The organism is Parabacteroides sp. TM07-1AC, assembly GCF_003480915.1.
In the GTDB taxonomy this organism is placed as follows: Bacteria; Bacteroidota; Bacteroidia; order Bacteroidales; family Tannerellaceae; genus Parabacteroides; species Parabacteroides chongii.
The window spans coordinates 1,045,973-1,064,504 of record NZ_QUKD01000001.1 but is presented as its reverse complement, the minus strand read 5'-3'; the positions used below and the strand labels follow the sequence as shown (position 1 = coordinate 1,064,504).

The following is an 18,532-nucleotide window of genomic DNA, read 5'->3' as shown; positions in this document are numbered from 1 at the left end:
TTGACAAGTGACAGTTGACAGTTAAAAGGGTAGAGGTTTATGAAACGGATAACGATTCAGTTAATTATTGCAGTCCTGCTCACAGTGAGCGGGATTGTTCTTCTCTTCAGCGGTTTTTGGGTAGCCCCTGACGGATTGATAGATAGTAGCGTACTGGTGGCCTTTGGTGAGATCAGCACATTTGCAGGAGCTCTTTTCGGAGTGGATTATACATATAAATTTAAAATCAACAATCATGAGTAACACAACACATAAAACCATGCTGAGCGAACATTTCAGCAAGGAGGAACTGACTTACAGTAATATAGCGGTAGTAAACGGTTTGGATAACGAACCTCCGTCTGTTGCTTGCCATGCCCTGGCTTATCTTGCCACTCACTTACTGGAGCCGTTAAGGCGGTTGAATAATGGTCCGATTGCCATTTTGAGCGGGTATCGCAGTGATGCGGTAAACCGTTTGGCCGGTGGCGTTGCTACTAGTCAACACCGAAACGGGGAGGCTGCCGATTGTTATATACCGGAAGGGCCGGGTCGGTTACTGGAGATACTGAAAAAGTCGGGGTTACTTTTCGATCAAGCTATCCTGTACAGAAAACGAAAGTTTCTGCATATCTCCTTAAAAGAAAGAGGTCATAACCGGATGCAGGTGTTATTTTATATGTTGTTATGTTTACTTATTCTGTTACCCTCTTGCCGGATACGACAGGAAAGTGTAAAAAAGGGACAGGCTATCCAAATAGATTCACTGGTACATTCTCTTAAAGATTCTTCTTCTTTAAGCCATAAAATATACACGAAAGATTCCATAAACTGGAATATAACCCGGATGGTCTTTTCACCACCCGATAGCGCTGGCTATCAATATACTACAGAAATAACCTTACTACAAGGCAACAAACATCATAACATGATCGATACGATCGATCATACGAATAATTCATTATTGGAGATAATCCATCAACAAACAAACCAGTCCTCTTTCTCTGAAAATAAGGAATATAATCAGTCATCCTCTATAAGGATCTGGAAAATTTTCGGTGTCGTGTTAATAGGAGGATGTGTGTGGTGGAAGGCTTGTTGTTCCCCTTCAATGAAAATAAAAAAGGATTAGAAATTTACTTTCCAATCCTTCTGTTTTGGAGGTTCCTGGCGGATTCGAACCGCCGTACATGGTTTTGCAGACCACTGACTAAGCCACTCATCCAAGGAACCGGACTTTGTTTTGCTTCAACGATGAGTTTATCTCTTTTGAGGTTCCTGGCGGATTCGAACCGCCGTACACGGTTTTGCAGACCGCTGACTAAGCCACTCATCCAAGGAACCGTTTGTTTCAAATAACGTCTTATCGTTTTTGCGAGTGCAAAGAAAGGCATTATGTTTGGAATATGCAAATCTTTTTCATTCTTTTTGCAGGCGTTGATAGTTGCAGAACTAAGGAAAAAGAAGTTACTTTGTCTTCTGTTAGTTATAAAAATGAAAGGATGAATTATATTGAGACAGAAATTCCAGGTATGTGGATTATTGAACCTAAGGTTTTTAATGATGCACGGGGGTATTTTATGGAAGCCTGGAAGAAGGACGAGTTCGAACAACATATCGGTAAGGTAAATTTTATTCAGGATAATGAATCTTGTTCTTCCAAAGGAGTACTCCGCGGATTACATTATCAGCTGGCTCCTTATTCGCAGTCGAAGTTAGTACGGGTAATCACCGGACGTGTTCTGGATGTGGCTGTAGATATTCGTGTCGGTTCACCGACGTTCGGAAAATATGTGGCTGTCGAACTTTCGGCAGAGAATAAACGCCAGTTTTTTATCCCTCAGGGATTTGCTCATGGATTTCATGTGTTGAGCGACGAGGCTGTATTTACATATAAGGTAGATAATCCTTACATGCCAAGCCATGAAAGGGGATTACGCTTTGATGATCCTTCGATAGGGATAGATTGGAAGATCACGGATGCGGAAGCATTGACCTTATCGGAGAAAGACACAAAATCGCCCCTATTGAGCGAAGCAGAAATTAATTATACATATAAATAATACGGACGATGAAGACTTATTTGGTTACAGGTGCCGCTGGTTTTATTGGTGCCAACTTTATCAAATATATGCTGGCTGAGCATCAGGATATAAAGATCGTAGTTCTTGACTTGCTTACTTATGCAGGTAATCTGGGTACAATAGCAGAGGATATCGATGGCGAACGTTGTGAGTTTGTAAAGGGAGATATCTGCGACCGTGATTTGGCTGATGAACTTTTTGCAAAATATAAATTTGATTATGTCGTCAATTTTGCAGCAGAGAGTCATGTCGACCGTAGTATTGAAAACCCGCAGTTGTTTCTGGTGACAAATATTCTGGGGACGCAAAACTTACTGGATGCCGCGCGCAAAGCCTGGGTAACGGGAAAAGCCGAGACTGGTTATCCGTTGTGGCGCGAAGGCGTACGTTTTCACCAGGTGTCGACCGATGAGGTATATGGCAGTCTGGGAGCGGAAGGCTATTTCCACGAAACGACTCCATTGGATCCGAGAAGTCCTTACAGTGCATCCAAGACCAGTGCCGATTTGTTTGTAAAGGCTTATGCAGATACCTATAAAATGCCGGTAAGCATTACCCGCTGTTCCAATAATTATGGTCCTTATCATTTTCCGGAAAAGCTGATCCCGCTTATTATAAAAAATATCCTGGAAGGGAAATCTTTACCTGTATATGGCGACGGCACCAATGTAAGGGACTGGTTGTATGTGGAAGACCATTGCAAGGCGATCGATGCGGTTATCCATCGGGGGCGGGCAGGCGAAGTATATAATGTAGGTGGACATAACGAAAAACAGAATATCGAGATTGTGAAGTTGACCATTCAGACAATCCGCCGGTTGATGACTGAGCAACCTGAATACCGTCAGGTATTGAAGAAGAAAGAGATCGGTCCTGACGGAGAGATTAGGATCGACTGGATCAATGAAAGCTTGATTACTTTCGTAAAAGACCGGCTCGGACACGATCAACGTTATGCCATCGATCCGACAAAAATATCCACAGAACTGGGTTGGACACCTGAAACCAGCTTTGAGGTCGGTATCGTAAAAACGATCCGCTGGTATCTGGAAAACCAACAATGGGTAGAAGATATTACCGGCGGCGATTATATGAAATATTACGACCGGATGTACTCCGGCCGTTAATTACAGAACATTGGTTTCTCCATCCGGAGAAATCGCTGAATGATTTGAAGAGAGGCTGCTCACCAATTCGGGAGCAGTCTCTTTTATTTGTTTACGTATCGACTCGCGTATTTCTTTGCGGACATTTGTGCGCGTGCTATCCAGTTCGGCTTCTTTGGCCGGTTTGAAGAGATCTTTGTAGCGGCATTTCACGATCTTGTATTTGAAATCGTCCAGGTTGCCGGTGATATCTATTCCCAGTTTGAAAGGAACGGGTGATTTGAGTACGGATAGATGGTAGTTGAACGTCATATCCAGATTGTGCGTTCCTCCGACTGCCACTTTGTATCTGTCCATTTCAACCAGGAAAGGGAATACTTCGATTTTATTGTCCTTAATGGCCAAGTCTACGGAGATACTGTCTATCACATTTCGTTTCTTATTCTTGAACATAAGCGTCTTGGATATTTCCGTAAAAGTTTCGCCATCGAGCAGCACCATATTTTCTCCATGCAGATAGCAGGCTGAATTTAAAGAGGGGAGATCGAGTGACATTACTGAGTCCATTTTGCAGGTGGCTGTGATCTGGCAGTCTACTACACCCTCGAAAGAACGTAACATAGGAACCAGGGTATCGATGGCGGGGTATAATCCGATTAATTTCTCGACCATGACATTTTCCAGATCGAGATCGAAACCAGCAGAAGCACCGCTTTCATCCTTAGCCGTGTAGAACATAGTCATATTTCCACGACCGATATTCGAATCCATCTTGAGATTGCTGAGGTTGATGCTCTGATCGCGGATGATCACTTCACCAAGAACATTGCTTAGTTCGACATCTTTGAAATCGATCTTTTTCGCATCTGTATGAAGCGTCATATCCAGATAAGCAGGGATAACGAATACCCGGTCTGTCGTGTCTAATGTGGCTGTAGCAATGGAATCCTGCAATGTATGGGTATCCATTGTGACGAGATTTTCTTCGTCGATAGCTGACTGGTCGGCTGTTGCGGCATGTTGTTCCGAATATTGCATGCCAGAGTTCATCGCTTTCATTAGCTGGTTACAGTCGATATAGTCGGATGTCAGGGAGAAGTTGCCCTGTAATTTTCCTCCTCGCAACATGGCTTGGCGGATACGTTTTATTTCTCCGTTCAGCATGAAATCGCTTTTTCCCAGATGCAGGTGTGCATCGGTGAGTGTAATGTCGTTGGTGTTGAACTTCATGGTTGTCTGATCTATTCTCATCGGTAGAGGCAGCAGGCGGCTGAATCCGCGCATTTTGTTGAACGAAAGACTGCCACGTACTTCCCAGCGACGTAATAACTGCGTTGTCACATCGGTTGTGTCTGCCTGTACCTGACCAGGTATTCTTGGACGGCGTGTACGTGCTACTCTTGTCGCTGTTTGCGTAGTCGTATCGGTCCGGGCCAGCCTGCGTTGACGTATGGCATCCCGGTAGGGAAGAGCTTCTATATTAAATGTATTTCCGGAGAGGATCATTCCGGTACGCATTGGCAGAATGAAATAATGCAGGGTATCGACAGAGATGGTAGCTCCGGCAGTCGGTATGAGTTTGTTGGATGCGGATGATTTGATGCCGCCTTTCATAACAGTCTGTCCGGCAACCAGCCATACGGAGTCGGGAAGACGGGTACGCAGATAATCGAATTTTAACTGTGCTGTCATTGGGATAACGGCTGTCGTATCGATTACCGGTGATGTTTTTGCCTGTATAGCCAATCGGCTGATGTTGGTACTGATATCGTCCTGATATTTGACATTCAGGCTGTCGACGGACAGTGTTATGCTTAACAGGTCCTTATTTTCCAGGTAAGAACTACTTAACTGGGTCGAATCGACCGAGAAAGCTGCATTGGTAATAAAGACATCCATTCCCAACGGTTTACTGTAGGCTTTCAATGTATCGATATTCAAACGGCCTGACGCATGTACTTTTCCGTACTGGCTGTTCAGCAGGTCATCCACATTGAACGAGGCAGAAAGGTCGGCATCCATTACTCCCTGGAGGAATAGGGTGTCCGGGTTCAGGAATTCTTTTGCCAGCCGTGTGAAATCTATCTTTCCTTTAATATTTGTATCTATATTGGGGGAAGTCAGCAGATTGGTGACTTTTCCGTTCATATTCAGGGATGTTGTCAGACCTTTTAATGTCAGTTGTTCCAACGAGACGAAAGAAGAGTCGGGATACATGCCGTTCAGATGGAGGTCCATATCCATCTGTAGGGTGTCGATCCCCTGTTTGAGACCTTTGACGTGGTAAGAGCCATTCTCTATTTTACAGCATAGGTTGACCGAGGGGACAATGCTGTCGCCCAGGTAACCATGTATGTTACCTTCCACGATGACTGCACCTTTAGCTTCTATTTTTTCTCTGTGTTGGAAGTAGGCATCGGGTATGAATTTCAGCAGATCGTTCATATCGGATACTTTAAGTCCGACTTCCATGTCTATTTTGGTCTGTTTCAGCGGCGGCAGGCTGCTGACAGAACCGTTGGCTGTAAAAGGCAGGTTGTTTACCAGCAATTCGGCATCGTTCAATGTGATTGTATTGAAGTTGTCGGATAACAGGAGTTGGCTTTTTAGCTTCAGCGCCAGTTTATTTTCTAATGTATAGGTCGGACTACTGAAAAGAATAGAGGTAGAGCCGGTTTCAATGTCCAGCTTGTTCTTCCCGTCGGTCAGCGAGCCGTCCATGTTAAGGAAGAAACCGTTGATCTCGGCAAATAAGTCTGCTTCACGGTCGTCGTAAGTGAAACGGCCATTTGAGATACGGACTTTTTGCAGGTCGATAGGTGGCAAAGGCTTTTTGTCGGTCTCGGCAGAATCGGGTTCACTGGAATAAATATCCCAGTTGGCAGCCCCTTTTTTATTGACGTAACCGTAGAAGCGGGGTTCTTCGAGGCTAAACTCGCCGATGGTTATCTTGCCGCCGAAAAGAAAGTCGGTTGGCCGGAGGGAGATAACGGCTGTTTTGAAAGCAAGCAACGAATCGGATGGAATGGCCAGTTCTTCTTCGTGCGCAGTAGAGTCTTCTGCAGCATGCGAGATCAGGTGACCGTTCGTAAGCCGGATGCCCAGATGCGGGTATGTTTCGAAATAAGTAAGCTCGATCCGTTCGCAATCCAGGTGGGCATCAAGGAATTTATTGGTCTGTTCGATGACGAGCGGAGTCAGTTTCTCCGGAGGGAGAACACCCCAGTTCAGAATACTGAAGCCGATACCCGGCAGGATAAAGAACAGGGTAACAGCAATAACGATAATAGTTGTAACTACTTTTTTATTGATCTTCATATTGTCTTCATGTATTGGTCATACAAAAGTATGTAAATAAACCCATATCTTTGTACCAGATAAGTTTATTTAAAAGAATATAGGAATATGGATTTTCGCCTGAAGGTATTTTACAGCGTAGCGACTAACCTGAGCTTTACGAAAGCTTCCAAAGAGTTGTATATAAGCCAGCCCGCTATAAGCAAACATATTCATGAACTGGAGATGCAGTATAAGATGCCGTTGTTCGACCGTACCGGTAGCCGTATCGTGCTGACACGGGCAGGGGAATTGCTTTTGTCGCATACTAATACGTTGCTTGCCGCTTACCGGCAACTGGATTTCGAGATGAATCTGCTGACCGATAATATCTGCGGCGACCTGCGCCTGGGGGCGAGTACCACGATTGCCCAATATGTTTTGCCTCCTATATTATCTTCTTTTATCAGGAAGTTTCCCGATATACGCGCTTCTTTGCTGAACGGTAACAGCCATGATATCGAAAAGGCTTTGTGTGAAGGAAAGATCACTTTGGGGCTGGTGGAAGGGAAGATTCGCCAGAGCTCCCTCCACTATACGCCTTTTATGAAAGACGAGTTGGTGGTAGTTACACATACCGGCAGCAAGCTCGCCCATTTTGAAGAACTGTCGCTGGAGCAGCTTTGCACTCTGCCGCTGGTGCTCCGTGAAAATGGCTCGGGAACATTATCTGTCCTGGAATCTACGCTTGCCGAGCATCAGATCAAATTGTCTCAGTTAAATGTGCTGATGCAACTGGGAAGTACCGAAAGTATCAAGTTGTTTCTTGAAAATTCGGATGTCCTTGCGATCGTATCGGTGCGTGCCGTTACCCGCGAACTGATGTCGGGTTCATTGAAAGTGATCGATATCACGGACTTTTCAGCCGAACGTATGTTCTCCTTTGTGCAGTTGCAAGGGCAGAGCGGCGGACTGGAGGAGAGTTTTATCCGGTATATGCAAGCCTATAAATAAGGTCAGATATGGATACCGTAATCGTGTTTTACTTCATCCATCACAAAAGTACTTTCCAGTGATCCCAGGCTGTCGATCGTTCCCAGGACATTCAGGATAAATTCTTGATAATGCTTCATATTGGGGGCATGTATCTTTAGCAGGTAATCGTAACTGCCTGATATATTATAACATTCGGTTACTTCAGGTATCTCCTGTATGATCCGTGTGAAATCAGTCGCTATCTCTTTATTGAGCTTACTGAGTTTGACGCGGCAAAAGACGACAAAGCCCAGGTTCAGCTTTTCCGCATCCAATACGGCGATATACTTCTTTATATATCCCCCGTTCTCCAAACGTCTGAGACGTTCAAAAACAGGTGTGGACGAAAGGTTTACCCGGGCGGCAAGCTCTTTCGTCGTCAATCGTGCATTCTCCTGCAGCGTACGAAGTATCTGCAAATCCTTTTTATCAAGAGTCTCCATAGAATAAAATTCTTTTATTGGGGGTATTTTAACTATTATCCGGTTTGTTCATTCTGTGTACTGATGCAAAAATAGGGTTATTTTCTGTATTATCAATATTTCTTGTTTGATATTTCCATGTATTATACTTTTGCTGGTGAATAATTCGATAATCAGTTAAACTAAAAAGAATACGATCATGGCAAAAAGAGAATTGCATTTTGAGACTTTACAGCTTCATGTGGGACAGGAACAGGCAGATCCGGCAACAGATTCACGTGCAGTTCCTATTTATCAGACAACATCTTATGTGTTTCATAACTCGGCACATGCCGCAGCCCGTTTCGGTCTGCAGGATCCGGGTAACATATACGGACGCTTGACTAATTCGACTCAAGGTGTTTTTGAACAACGGGTAGCTGTCCTGGAAGGTGGTGTAGCAGGGCTGGCTGTAGCCTCCGGTGCTGCTGCTATTACCTATGCATTTGAGAATATTGCCCGTGCCGGTGACCATATCGTTGCTGCTAAAACCATTTATGGCGGTAGTTATAATCTGCTGGCGCATACATTGCCTGCTTATGGGATAACCGCCACCTTTGTCGATCCGGCTGACCTGTCGAATTTCGAGAAAGCCATTCAACCGAATACAAAGGCTGTCTTCATTGAAACCCTGGGAAATCCTAATTCCAATATTATAGATATAGAGGTAGTCGCTGATATTGCCCATCGCCACAAGATGCCTTTGATCGTCGACAATACGTTCGGAACTCCTTATCTGATCCGTCCGATCGAGTACGGGGCTGATATCGTAGTACATTCTGCGACCAAGTTTATAGGCGGGCATGGCACATCGCTGGGTGGTGTGATTGTCGATTCCGGTAAGTTCGACTGGGTCGCTTCCGGCAAATTCCCGCAACTGACTGAGCCCGACCCGAGTTATCATGGCGTACGTTTTGTCGATGCTGCCGGTCCGGCAGCGTATGTTACCCGTATTCGTGCTATCCTCTTGCGTGATACCGGAGCCTGCATCAGTCCTTTCAATGCATTCATTTTATTACAGGGGCTGGAGACACTTTCTTTGCGTGTGGAACGCCATGTGGAAAATGCCTTGAAAGTCGTGGATTTTCTGAAAGATCATCCGAAAGTGAAAAAGGTAAACCACCCGTCACTGCCGGATCATCCCGACCATGCTTTATATAAACGTTATTTTCCCAAAGGCGGCGGTTCCATTTTTACTTTCGAGCTGAAAGGCGGTCAGGAGGAAGCACACCGCTTCATCGACAGTTTGGAGATTTTCTCTTTGTTGGCAAATGTTGCCGATGTCAAATCTCTTGTTATTCATCCGGCAAGTACGACCCATTCTCAATTGAGTGCCGAAGAACTGGTAGACCAGGAAATTTATCCGGGAACAGTTCGTTTGTCGATCGGGACGGAACATATTGAGGATTTGCTGGCTGATTTGGAAGAGGCGCTTGCCAAAATCTGAACAATCAGAATGAAAGGAGGGTTATAACTTCAAGTTATCATCTATTCCATAATGTGATTGGTATGATATCTTTTTTAAATTTACCTTTGCGCCGTCAAAAATATAAGGATAACTAAGATATTATAGTAATGAACACAATTGAACAAGTGCTTGCGAAGTATAACAAACCTCTTTTCATTCTTCTTTTTATTTTATGCCTGATGCCTTTTATATCGCCCGCAATAGCCCTGTTTCTAGGGCTTACACTCGGGATGACAGCCGGGCAGCCTTTTCCTAAGTTTAGTAAGAAGACATCCAAATATCTGCTACAGTTTTCGGTCGTTGGGCTCGGGTTCGGTATGAATCTGCACGAGTCGCTGAAGACAGGGAAGGAAGGCATGCTTTTCACCATTGTGTCGGTGGCGGCTGTACTGGTGTTGGGTATATATCTGGGCAAACGCCTGATGATGGATAGGAAAACCGCTTATCTGATCTCTGCCGGGACAGCTATTTGCGGCGGTAGCGCCATTGCAGCCGTAGGGCCGGTAGTGAAAGCTAACGATAATGAAATGTCGATGGCACTGGGTACGATCTTTATCCTGAATGCAATTGCGCTGTTTATCTTTCCCCCTATCGGTCATTTACTCAATATGACACAGGAGCAATTCGGCATGTGGGCGGCTATTGCTATCCACGACACCAGTTCGGTGGTCGGTGCCGGTGCCGCTTATGGCGAGAAAGCGCTTGAAATCGCTACGATGGTTAAGTTGACGCGTGCTTTGTGGATTATTCCGATTACGATCGTGACCATGTTCCTCTTCAAGCAAAAAGGTGGTAAGATTGCTATCCCCTGGTTTATCTTCTTTTTCATTTTGGCAATGGTTGCCAACACCTTTTTAACGATCCCCGAAACAGTGACAGGTTCGTTGGTTTGGTTGGCAAAAAAGGGATTGACTGTCACTCTCTTCCTTATCGGAGCCGGATTATCAAGAAAAGTAATCAAACAGGTCGGTGTCCGTCCGATGGTGCAAGGGGTGGTGCTTTGGGTTTTCATCGGTTTAATTAGCCTGGGAGTTATATTATTGGTTTAATTTCTTATCTTTGCGATTTCTAAGCGAATAAGAAGATGGCTTCAAAAGTAACAAAAGGCATTATAATTACATTCTGGGTACTGTTTGCGGCAGCAGTAGGAACTGTATTTCTGATTTTTACCGCAATAGCTAATGGCTCTATCGGGTATATGCCGCCGGTGGAACAGCTCGAAAATCCTATCGACAAATATGCATCCCAGATCATTTCATCTGACGGAAAGACATTGGGAAGTTATGCCCATAGTCAGGATAACCGTATCATGACAAATTATAAGGATCTTTCTCCCGACCTGGTGAAAGCCTTGATAGCTACCGAAGATATTCGTTATGCACAACATAGCGGTATCGATGCGCAGGGATTGTTCCGCGCTGTTGTGAAACGCGGTATCCTGATGCAGAAGAGTGGTGGCGGTGGTAGTACCATTACCCAGCAGCTGGCAAAACAGCTTTTCTCACCGAGTGCCGATAACTTTATGGAACGCCTGTTCCAGAAACCGATCGAATGGGTGATTGCCGTTCAATTGGAACGTTATTATACCAAGGAAGAGATTATCAGCATGTATTTGAATAAATTTGACTTCCTGTATAATGCGGTCGGTATTCAATCGGCTGCACGTGTCTATTTCGGAACAACCCCCAAGAATTTAAAGATAGAAGAAGCGGCGACACTGGTGGGAATGTGTAAGAATCCTTCTTATTTCAATCCTGTTCGTCAGAATGAACGTACCCGCGGACGCCGTAACACCGTTCTGGATCAGATGGAAAAGGCAGGGTATATCAGCCGGGCGGAATGTGATTCTCTGAAAGCATTACCTCTGACTGTCCGTTTCAGCCGTATGGACCACAAAGACGGACCAGCTCCTTATTTCCGTGAATATCTTCGTCTTGTCCTGACGGCGAAGAAACCGGAGCGTAAGCGCTATGCCTCCTGGCAAGGTCAGAAATTCTCGGAAGACTCGTTGGCATGGGAGACGAACCCGTTATACGGTTGGTGTAATAAGAATAAGAAAGCGGATGGACAATATTATAATGTATATACAGACGGTCTTAAAATTTATACAACTATTGATTCGCGTATGCAGCAATATGCCGAAGATGCTGTTCGTGAACATATAGGCGGAACTTTGCAACCTGCTTTCTTCAAAGAAAAGAAAGGACGTAGTTATGCTCCGTTTTCCCGTGATGTGAGAGCCGGACAGGTGGATACGATGTTGATGCGCGCTATGCATCAGACAGACCGTTACCGTGCGATGAAGAAGGAAGGTATGAGCGAAGCCGATATGCGTAAGGAGTTCCAGAAGCCGGTAGAAATGAGCGTGTTTAGCTGGAACGGTCCGGTTGATACGATTATGTCTCCATGGGATTCTATCCGTTACCATAAGAGCTTCCTGCGTACGGCGTTTATGTCGATGGACCCGCGTACCGGATATGTGAAGGCATATGTCGGCGGGATCGATTATAATGATTTCCAGTATGATATGATCAATGGCGGCCGCAGGCAGGTGGGTTCTACTATTAAGCCGTTCCTGTACTCGTTGGCGATGATTGAAGGCTTTAGTCCGTGCGATGAAATGTTGCATGTCGAACAGAAGTTGACGGATGAAAACGGGATACTTTGGGCTCCAAAGAATGCCGGAGCCAAGAGGGTCGGTGAAATGGTTACGTTGCAGTGGGGATTGCAGAACTCTTCGAACTGGGTGACTGCTTATTTGATGAAGCAGCTTTCTCCTTATACGTTTGTTCGTCTGTTGCATTCTTTTGGAATAAAAGGGAATATCGATCCTGTTATTTCTGTCTCTTTGGGAACACCGGATGTATCGGTAGGTGAAATGGTAGGAGCTTATACGACCTTTGCCAATAAAGGTATTCGCGTCGAGCCTATGTATGTAACCCGTATCGAAGACCAGTATGGGAATACGATAGCTAGTTTCAATCAACAAATGAGTGAGGTGTTGCCGGAAGATGCTTCCTATAAGATGTTATATATGTTGAGGAGCGTGATTGATGGTGGAACCGGAGGACGTGTTCGTTTCCGTTATGGCATCAAGGCGCCGATGGGCGGTAAGACCGGAACGACGCAAAACAATTCCGACGGTTGGTTTATGGGATTCACGCCTAGTTTGGTGTCCGGTTGTTGGGTCGGAGGAGAAGACCGTTCTATTCATTTCGACCGTCTTCAGGAAGGGCAGGGGGCAAGTATGGCATTGCCTATCTACGGCTTATTCATGCAGAAGGTGTATGCCGACAAAACGCTCGGTTATTCGGAAGAGGAAGACTTCGATGTTCCTGAACAATATGCCGATCCTTGCAAAACGATAACGGAAGAAGAACGAAAGAGTATCCCGGCAGATGCAGGAGGTATCGATAAAATGTTTGAATAGTAGACTGGATTAGTTGAAATACAACTCCCGCAAATCTAAATTATTTATTAGATTTGCGGGAGTTCCTTTTTTAGGATAAACTGAACTTATTCCTAAGGAAAGTGGTTTACTGATTATAAAGTGATATAACATGAATTTCAGACATAAATATGTATTGGCTATCGATCAGGGAACAACAACATCCCGTGCCATCCTGTTTAATCGTCAGGGACAGGTCATCACTCTTTCGCAGAAAACATTCCAACAATATTTCCCCAAGCCGGGTTGGGTAGAACATGACCCGAACGAGATCTGGTATACGCAATCGCTCGCGATAAAGGAAGCGATGGCAAAAGCCGACGTGACGGATGATCATATTGTCTGTATCGGTATTGCCAACCAGCGGGAGACGACGATTGTCTGGGACCGTGAGACAGGTTTTCCTGTTTACAATGCGATTGTGTGGCAGGACCGACGGACGGCTGACTACTGCGAGGAACTGAAAGCGGAAGGTTATTCCGATTTCATCCAGCAAAAGACCGGATTGGTGATCGATGCTTATTTCTCGGCAACAAAGGTCAAATGGATACTGGATCATGTGAAAGGTATCCGTGAACGGGCGGAGCGGGGAGAACTTTGTTTCGGTACGGTCGATTCCTGGCTGGTCTGGAAACTGACGCGGGGTTCGCAGTTCATTACCGATGTCACGAATGCCTCCCGAACTATGTTATTCAATATAAATACCTTGCAATGGGATCAGGAGTTGCTCGATCTGTTCACGATCCCGTCCTCCATGTTGCCGGAGGTGAAGAGCAGTAGCGAGGTCTATTGCGAAACCTCTACGCCGATATTTAAGACCGGCATTCCTGTTTCCGGAATGGCAGGCGACCAGCAGGCTGCTTTGTTCGGGCAGTTGTGCCTGGATAAAGGGATGATGAAGACGACTTACGGAACAGGGTGTTTTATGATCGTAAATACAGGCGACAAGCCAGTACTTTCGCAGAATAACCTGTTGACGACGATTGCCTGGAAGTTGGGTGACCAGGTGACTTATGCGCTTGAAGGCAGTGTGTTTGTCGGCGGTGCGGTTATCCAGTGGCTTCGTGACGGTATCGGATTGATTCCGAATGCTCCGGTAACGGAACAGATGGCGAAATCGGTTTCCGACAATGGCGGTGTCTATTTTGTTCCGGCACTGACCGGTTTGGGGGCTCCGTACTGGGACCAGTATGCACGTGGTGCAATCATCGGCATTACCCGTGGTACGACGGCGGCGCATCTGACACGTGCGGCTCTGGAAGGTATTTGTTATCAGGTATATGACGTACTGATCGCGATGGAAAATGATATTCAGGCCAAACCGAAGGAGATCCGTGTGGATGGCGGTGCGATAGCAAATAATTTCCTGATGCAGTTTCAGGCAGACATCAGCCGGTGTCCGGTAGTACGCCCCAGCATCATTGAAACAACGGCTTTGGGGGCTGCTTATTTGGCGGGATTGGCTGTGAACTATTGGAAAGATACGGATGAGCTGAAAGAGCAATGGTCGCTCGATACTATATTTACCGCCAAGATGAAACCTGAAACAGCGCTGGCTTTACTTACAGACTGGCATAAGGCGGTCGGACGGACAATGAATTGGGCAATGGATAGCGAAATATAGTCATTCTTCTTATATCAGCTCCCGTATGATCTTTATTACCTCAGGGATGGAAGCTTCCACTTCCGGGGTCAGTTCCATATTTACTTCATTCAGATTGGCTGCCGAGACGACGATCAGATGGACTTCCGGCAGATCGCCGGTCAGGATCATCGTTTCGATCATGTCGCGAAGTCCGATTTCGTGTGCACTCATTAGGGGAGGATAATCGCTGGCGTATTTCGGACGGATGAGACGGACTGTTCCCGGCGGATTGGTGTCGAGGGTGGCGTCTACCATGATGATATGGTCATAACCCGTCAGCCAGCTGATCAGATGCAAGCCTCCCGTCCCGCCATCCATCAGGGTGACATGGGCGGGAAGCGTTTCTTTCTCCAGGGCACGGATCACGTGGATACCGACTCCTTCGTCTTTCAGTAACAAGTTGCCGACACCTAATATAAGAGTTTTATTCATGTTTCTTCGCGATCTTGGTGATTGTCTCGGCTGTCTCTGTAACCTCTTCCTTGTCTGCAATGTCTTCTTCAATGAACTTCCAGCCTCCAATGATAGAGGAAGTTTCACCGCGTTGCTCGATGTAATCGTGGTAGAATACCAGATATACATGGACAATGGCGAACAGGATAAAGAACCACATCAGGAAATGGTGGATCTGGCGTGCCATCAAATCGCCGCCCATTAAAGGAATGGTCCAGGCAAACAGTTGAGGGAAGACCGACTGGCTCATTTTGGCATACAGTCCGAAACCTGTAATACTTTGTAACAGGAATGCCCAGAACGTGCCGAAATAGATCAGGCTTGCCAGTGCATTATGCCCGATACTGTCGACCGGCTTGTTCTTTATCATCAGGATATCGACCTTGATCACTTCCCATACTTCCTGCCATTGCGATTTCTTTAGCGGGATGAAGTTGTTCCATCGGGCGAAGCGGTTTCCCACAAATCCCCAATACAGGCGGAACACGAAGTTGAAGAAGAAAACGAAAGCCGCTACAAAATGGATGAAACGGACCACTCCGAACCAGTAACTGAAATAGGCTTCCGATGCATTCAGTATGGCAGGAGGATCGGCAATGATAAACCCGGTAATACAAAGTATAACGATACATAATGCATTTACCCAGTGATAAATACGTACGGGAAGCTCCCATACGTATACTTCTCTCAGACGTTTCTTACGACTTTTCATAGCAATACTTTTTAAAACGTATCCATTTGGTGCACATACTTCCCTTCCTCGTCATACAGATGCACGGCACAAGCCAGGCACGGGTCGAAGGAATGGATCGTCCGGAGGATTTCAAGCGGCTGATTGGCATCGTGGATCGGTGTACCGATCAGGGCTGATTCGTAAGGAGATAAGTTTCCGTTCTCGTCTCTCGGCGAAGCGTTCCAGGTGGTGGGAACAACCATCTGATAATTCTTTACCCGGTTGTTTTCGATAACGATAAAATGAGCCAGTGCACCGCGCGGAGCTTCTGTCAGTCCTACGCCTTGCGCTTTCTTCGGCCAGTTCTCGTTTTCCCACATGACCGGATTCGCCATACGGGAATCTCCGTTCTCCAGGTTCTTCATCAACTGGTCGAAAAATTCGAGCGACCAGCCGGCAACCAGCTGTGTCTCGATTCCGCGGGCAGCCGTGCGTCCCAGAGTGGAAAACAGGGCTTCAGCCGGGAGGTTCAGTTGCTTCAATACATTATCGACTGCTGTTTTCTGAGGTTCTTTGCCTGCAGCGTATGCCACGATCAGGCGGGCAAGCGGACCTACTTCCATCGGCTGGCCTTTCCAGCGCGGCGTTTTGATCCAGCTATATTTATCTTCTACGTCCAAATGTTTATAAGGAGGCTTCGGACCGGTATATTCCAGGTTTGTCTCTCCGTCGTACGGATGCAGGCCGGCTTTGTCACCTTCGGTATATTTGTACCAGGAGTGGTAGATATATTCTTTGATTTCTTCCGGAGAATTGGCATCTACCGGATGGACTTTGCTCAGGTCACGGTCGAGCACGATACCGCGCGGACTCAGATAATCTTCGATACCGGCATACCCATGTAAGGGAAAATCGCCGTATGACAGATAGTTGCTTACGCCGCCGCCTATCTTGCTCCATTCGTCTTTATAGACTTCGGCGATCATCAGCAAATCCGGGATATATACCTGGTCGATAAAGTCTTTCCCTTCCTGGAGCTTTTGCTTAACCAGCGCCAGGCGTTCGGAATTGATCGCATTTGCTTCGTTGAGGTCGATGCTGCACGGCATACCGCCTACCAGGAAGTTCGGATGCGGGTTCTTACCACCGAATACGGCATGTACTTTGACTATCTCCTTTTGCCATTCCAGCGCATCCAGATAATGGACGGTTGCAATCAGGTTCTGTTCCGGTGTCAGTTTATAGGCAGGATGACCCCAATATCCGTTGGCGAAGATACCGAGCTGTCCGCTGGCAACGAATTTCTTCAGGCGTTCCTGTGTATTTCTGAAATATCCTTCCGTATTTTTGGCCCACGGCGATAGTTGCTGGGCGAGGAGGGCTGCTGCTTTCGGGTCTGCTTTCAGAGCCGATACGATATCGACCCAGTCCAGCGCATGCAACTGGTAGAAATGGACTGTATGGTCATGCATGTAAAGTACTGCTTCCATAATATTGCGCACCATCTCCGCATTGGGAGGAATGGTGATGTCCAACGCCTGTTCCACCGCACGCACGGAGCAGAGCGAATGAATGGAAGTACACACACCGCAAACACGTCCCACAAATACCCAGGCATCGCGGGGATCACGGTTGCGTACAATATTTTCTATTCCGCGTACCATTGTACCGGAACTGTATGCCTCTTTTATTTTGCCGCCTTCGATGGCTGCTTCTACCCGTAGATGGCCTTCAATGCGGGTGATGGGGTCTATGACGATTCTTTCTGACATGGTATTGGGAATTTAGATGTTAGATTTACTTTCCGGTTCTTCGTTATCGATCAGTTCTTTCTTACGGATATTGGTCGCTACGGCATGAACGGCAATACCGGCAGCTGTGGCGGCTCCCAGGGCAAGACCGATCTGGTCTGCCGTTGCTTCGATGCCGAAACCGTGAACATCGGGCATTCGTTTGTAGAACGGACTGTTATCCCAAAAATTCTCTTCACTGCAACCCAGGCAGGGATGGCCGCTCTGGATCGGGTAGCTGGTTCCTTCATTCCATTTGATGATACCGCATGAATTATAAGTGCTGGGGCCGTTACATCCTACTTTGTACAGGCAATATCCTTTCTTCGCATTTTCATCGTCGAAGCTTTCCACGAAAAGGCCGGCATCGAAGTTGGCGCGACGGTAACAGGTATCGTGTACGCGGCGGGAGTAGAACATCTTCGGACGTCCCAGGCCGTCGAGTTGCGGCATACGGTCGAAAGTCAGCATATAGATGAGGACACCCGCCATCACATCTGCGATAGGAGGGCAGCCCTGTACATTAATAATAGGTTTACCTTTGATTACTTTATGGATCGCTTTTGCCCCTGTAGGATTCGGGTTGGCTGCCTGTACACAACCGGCACATGCGCAGTTACCCCAGGCGATAATGGCTTTTGCCCCTTTTGCCGCCTCTTCAGTAATCTGCAGGGCACTTTTGCCGCCTACACAGCAATAACCTTCGTCTTTTGTCGGGATCGATCCTTCGATCATAAGCAAGTATTCACCATAGTACTTTTTCATCGTCTCTTCCTTGGCCGCTTCCGCCTGTTCGCCGGCGGCAGCCATTAACGTTTCCGTATAGTCTAGTGATACCTTATCGAGTAGAAGCGTTGCCACGATCGGGTGTGCAGCGCGGATGAACGATTCTGTACAACAGGTACATTCCTGGAGATGGAGCCAGATAATCGGTAGGCGCGGTTTGGTTTCCAGCGCGTTGACAACCTGGGCCACGCCCGTGGATTCCAGTCCCATGAGAGCAGCCATGGTGGTACAGAATTTCAGGAAATCTCTTCGGGTGATGCCTTTTTGCCGGCATTCCTCGTAGACGGTAGGTCTTTTATTTTCCATATTTTCGTAATTTATTGGTTTC

The 18,532-nt window shown here is 46.5% G+C and carries 15 protein-coding genes and 2 tRNA genes; 9 read left to right on the top strand and 8 right to left on the bottom strand.

Annotated elements, in window-relative coordinates; all coding sequences use genetic code 11:
- The first annotated feature begins 39 nt into the window (after positions 1-39).
- Positions 40-243, top strand: a complete 204-nt coding sequence (locus tag DXD68_RS04575; protein ID WP_122360438.1) for a hypothetical protein — start codon at positions 40-42, stop codon at positions 241-243.
- On the top strand, positions 236-1,111 hold the full coding sequence (locus DXD68_RS04570) for a D-Ala-D-Ala carboxypeptidase family metallohydrolase (protein ID WP_122360437.1): 876 nt from the start codon (positions 236-238) through the stop codon (positions 1,109-1,111). The genes DXD68_RS04575 and DXD68_RS04570 overlap by 8 nt, the downstream gene beginning before the upstream one ends.
- A 26-nt stretch (positions 1,112-1,137) precedes the next feature.
- On the opposite strand, the gene DXD68_RS04565 is transcribed toward DXD68_RS04570, so the two are convergent.
- Both DXD68_RS04565 and DXD68_RS04560 read right to left on the bottom strand, forming a co-directional pair.
- Positions 1,138-1,212: transfer RNA gene (locus DXD68_RS04565), tRNA-Cys, on the bottom strand.
- Between the two features lie 39 nt (positions 1,213-1,251).
- Positions 1,252-1,323, bottom strand: a tRNA-Cys gene (locus DXD68_RS04560).
- Between the two features lie 158 nt (positions 1,324-1,481).
- On the opposite strand from DXD68_RS04560, the gene rfbC reads away from it, so the two are divergent.
- Both rfbC and rfbB read left to right on the top strand, forming a co-directional pair.
- Positions 1,482-2,042, top strand: coding sequence for a dTDP-4-dehydrorhamnose 3,5-epimerase (gene rfbC / locus DXD68_RS04555; protein ID WP_122360533.1), 561 nt, complete (start codon positions 1,482-1,484; stop codon positions 2,040-2,042).
- Positions 2,043-2,050: 8 nt separating this feature from the next.
- Positions 2,051-3,190, top strand: a complete 1,140-nt coding sequence (gene rfbB / locus DXD68_RS04550; protein ID WP_122360436.1) for a dTDP-glucose 4,6-dehydratase — start codon at positions 2,051-2,053, stop codon at positions 3,188-3,190.
- Here the strand turns inward: rfbB and DXD68_RS04545 are convergent, their stop codons facing one another.
- Complete coding sequence (locus DXD68_RS04545) at positions 3,191-6,487, bottom strand: AsmA-like C-terminal region-containing protein (protein ID WP_122360435.1); 3,297 nt, start codon at positions 6,485-6,487, stop codon at positions 3,191-3,193.
- Positions 6,488-6,574: 87 nt separating this feature from the next.
- Here DXD68_RS04545 and DXD68_RS04540 point away from each other — a divergent pair, with 87 nt between their 5' ends.
- Positions 6,575-7,459 (top strand): LysR family transcriptional regulator, encoded by an 885-nt coding sequence (locus DXD68_RS04540; protein WP_122360434.1) that lies wholly within the window; start codon positions 6,575-6,577, stop codon positions 7,457-7,459.
- A 2-nt stretch (positions 7,460-7,461) separates the two neighbouring features.
- On the opposite strand, the gene DXD68_RS04535 is transcribed toward DXD68_RS04540, so the two are convergent.
- The gene (locus DXD68_RS04535; RefSeq protein WP_122360433.1) at positions 7,462-7,923 is read right to left on the bottom strand and encodes an Lrp/AsnC family transcriptional regulator; all 462 of its coding nucleotides are present in this window, start codon (positions 7,921-7,923) and stop codon (positions 7,462-7,464) included.
- Between the two features lie 178 nt (positions 7,924-8,101).
- Between DXD68_RS04535 and DXD68_RS04530 the strand changes: the two genes are divergently transcribed.
- From DXD68_RS04530 to glpK, 4 genes are all read left to right on the top strand, one after another.
- Positions 8,102-9,388 (top strand): O-acetylhomoserine aminocarboxypropyltransferase/cysteine synthase family protein, encoded by a 1,287-nt coding sequence (locus tag DXD68_RS04530; RefSeq protein WP_122360432.1) that lies wholly within the window; start codon positions 8,102-8,104, stop codon positions 9,386-9,388.
- 128 nt (positions 9,389-9,516) lie between these two features.
- The gene (locus DXD68_RS04525; RefSeq protein ID WP_122360431.1) at positions 9,517-10,458 is read left to right on the top strand and encodes a YeiH family protein; all 942 of its coding nucleotides are present in this window, start codon (positions 9,517-9,519) and stop codon (positions 10,456-10,458) included.
- Positions 10,459-10,493: 35 nt separating this feature from the next.
- On the top strand, positions 10,494-12,839 hold the full coding sequence (locus tag DXD68_RS04520) for a transglycosylase domain-containing protein (protein ID WP_122360430.1): 2,346 nt from the start codon (positions 10,494-10,496) through the stop codon (positions 12,837-12,839).
- 130 nt (positions 12,840-12,969) lie between these two features.
- Positions 12,970-14,481, top strand: coding sequence for a glycerol kinase GlpK (gene glpK, locus DXD68_RS04515; protein ID WP_122360429.1), 1,512 nt, complete (start codon positions 12,970-12,972; stop codon positions 14,479-14,481).
- Between the two features lie 9 nt (positions 14,482-14,490).
- On the opposite strand, the gene DXD68_RS04510 is transcribed toward glpK, so the two are convergent.
- Genes DXD68_RS04510 through DXD68_RS04495 form a run of 4 tightly spaced genes read right to left on the bottom strand, consistent with a single transcriptional unit; the run spans position 14,491 to position 18,510 of the window.
- Entirely contained in the window at positions 14,491-14,934 is a 444-nt protein-coding gene (locus DXD68_RS04510; RefSeq protein ID WP_122360428.1) for a HyaD/HybD family hydrogenase maturation endopeptidase, read from the bottom strand.
- On the bottom strand, positions 14,927-15,667 hold the full coding sequence (gene cybH, locus DXD68_RS04505) for a Ni/Fe-hydrogenase, b-type cytochrome subunit (RefSeq protein ID WP_122360427.1): 741 nt from the start codon (positions 15,665-15,667) through the stop codon (positions 14,927-14,929). The genes DXD68_RS04510 and cybH overlap by 8 nt, the downstream gene beginning before the upstream one ends.
- 11 nt (positions 15,668-15,678) lie before the next feature.
- Complete coding sequence (locus tag DXD68_RS04500; protein WP_122360426.1) at positions 15,679-17,400, bottom strand: nickel-dependent hydrogenase large subunit; 1,722 nt, start codon at positions 17,398-17,400, stop codon at positions 15,679-15,681.
- Between the two features lie 12 nt (positions 17,401-17,412).
- Complete coding sequence (locus DXD68_RS04495) at positions 17,413-18,510, bottom strand: hydrogenase small subunit (RefSeq protein ID WP_122360425.1); 1,098 nt, start codon at positions 18,508-18,510, stop codon at positions 17,413-17,415.
- Positions 18,511-18,532 lie beyond the last annotated feature (22 nt).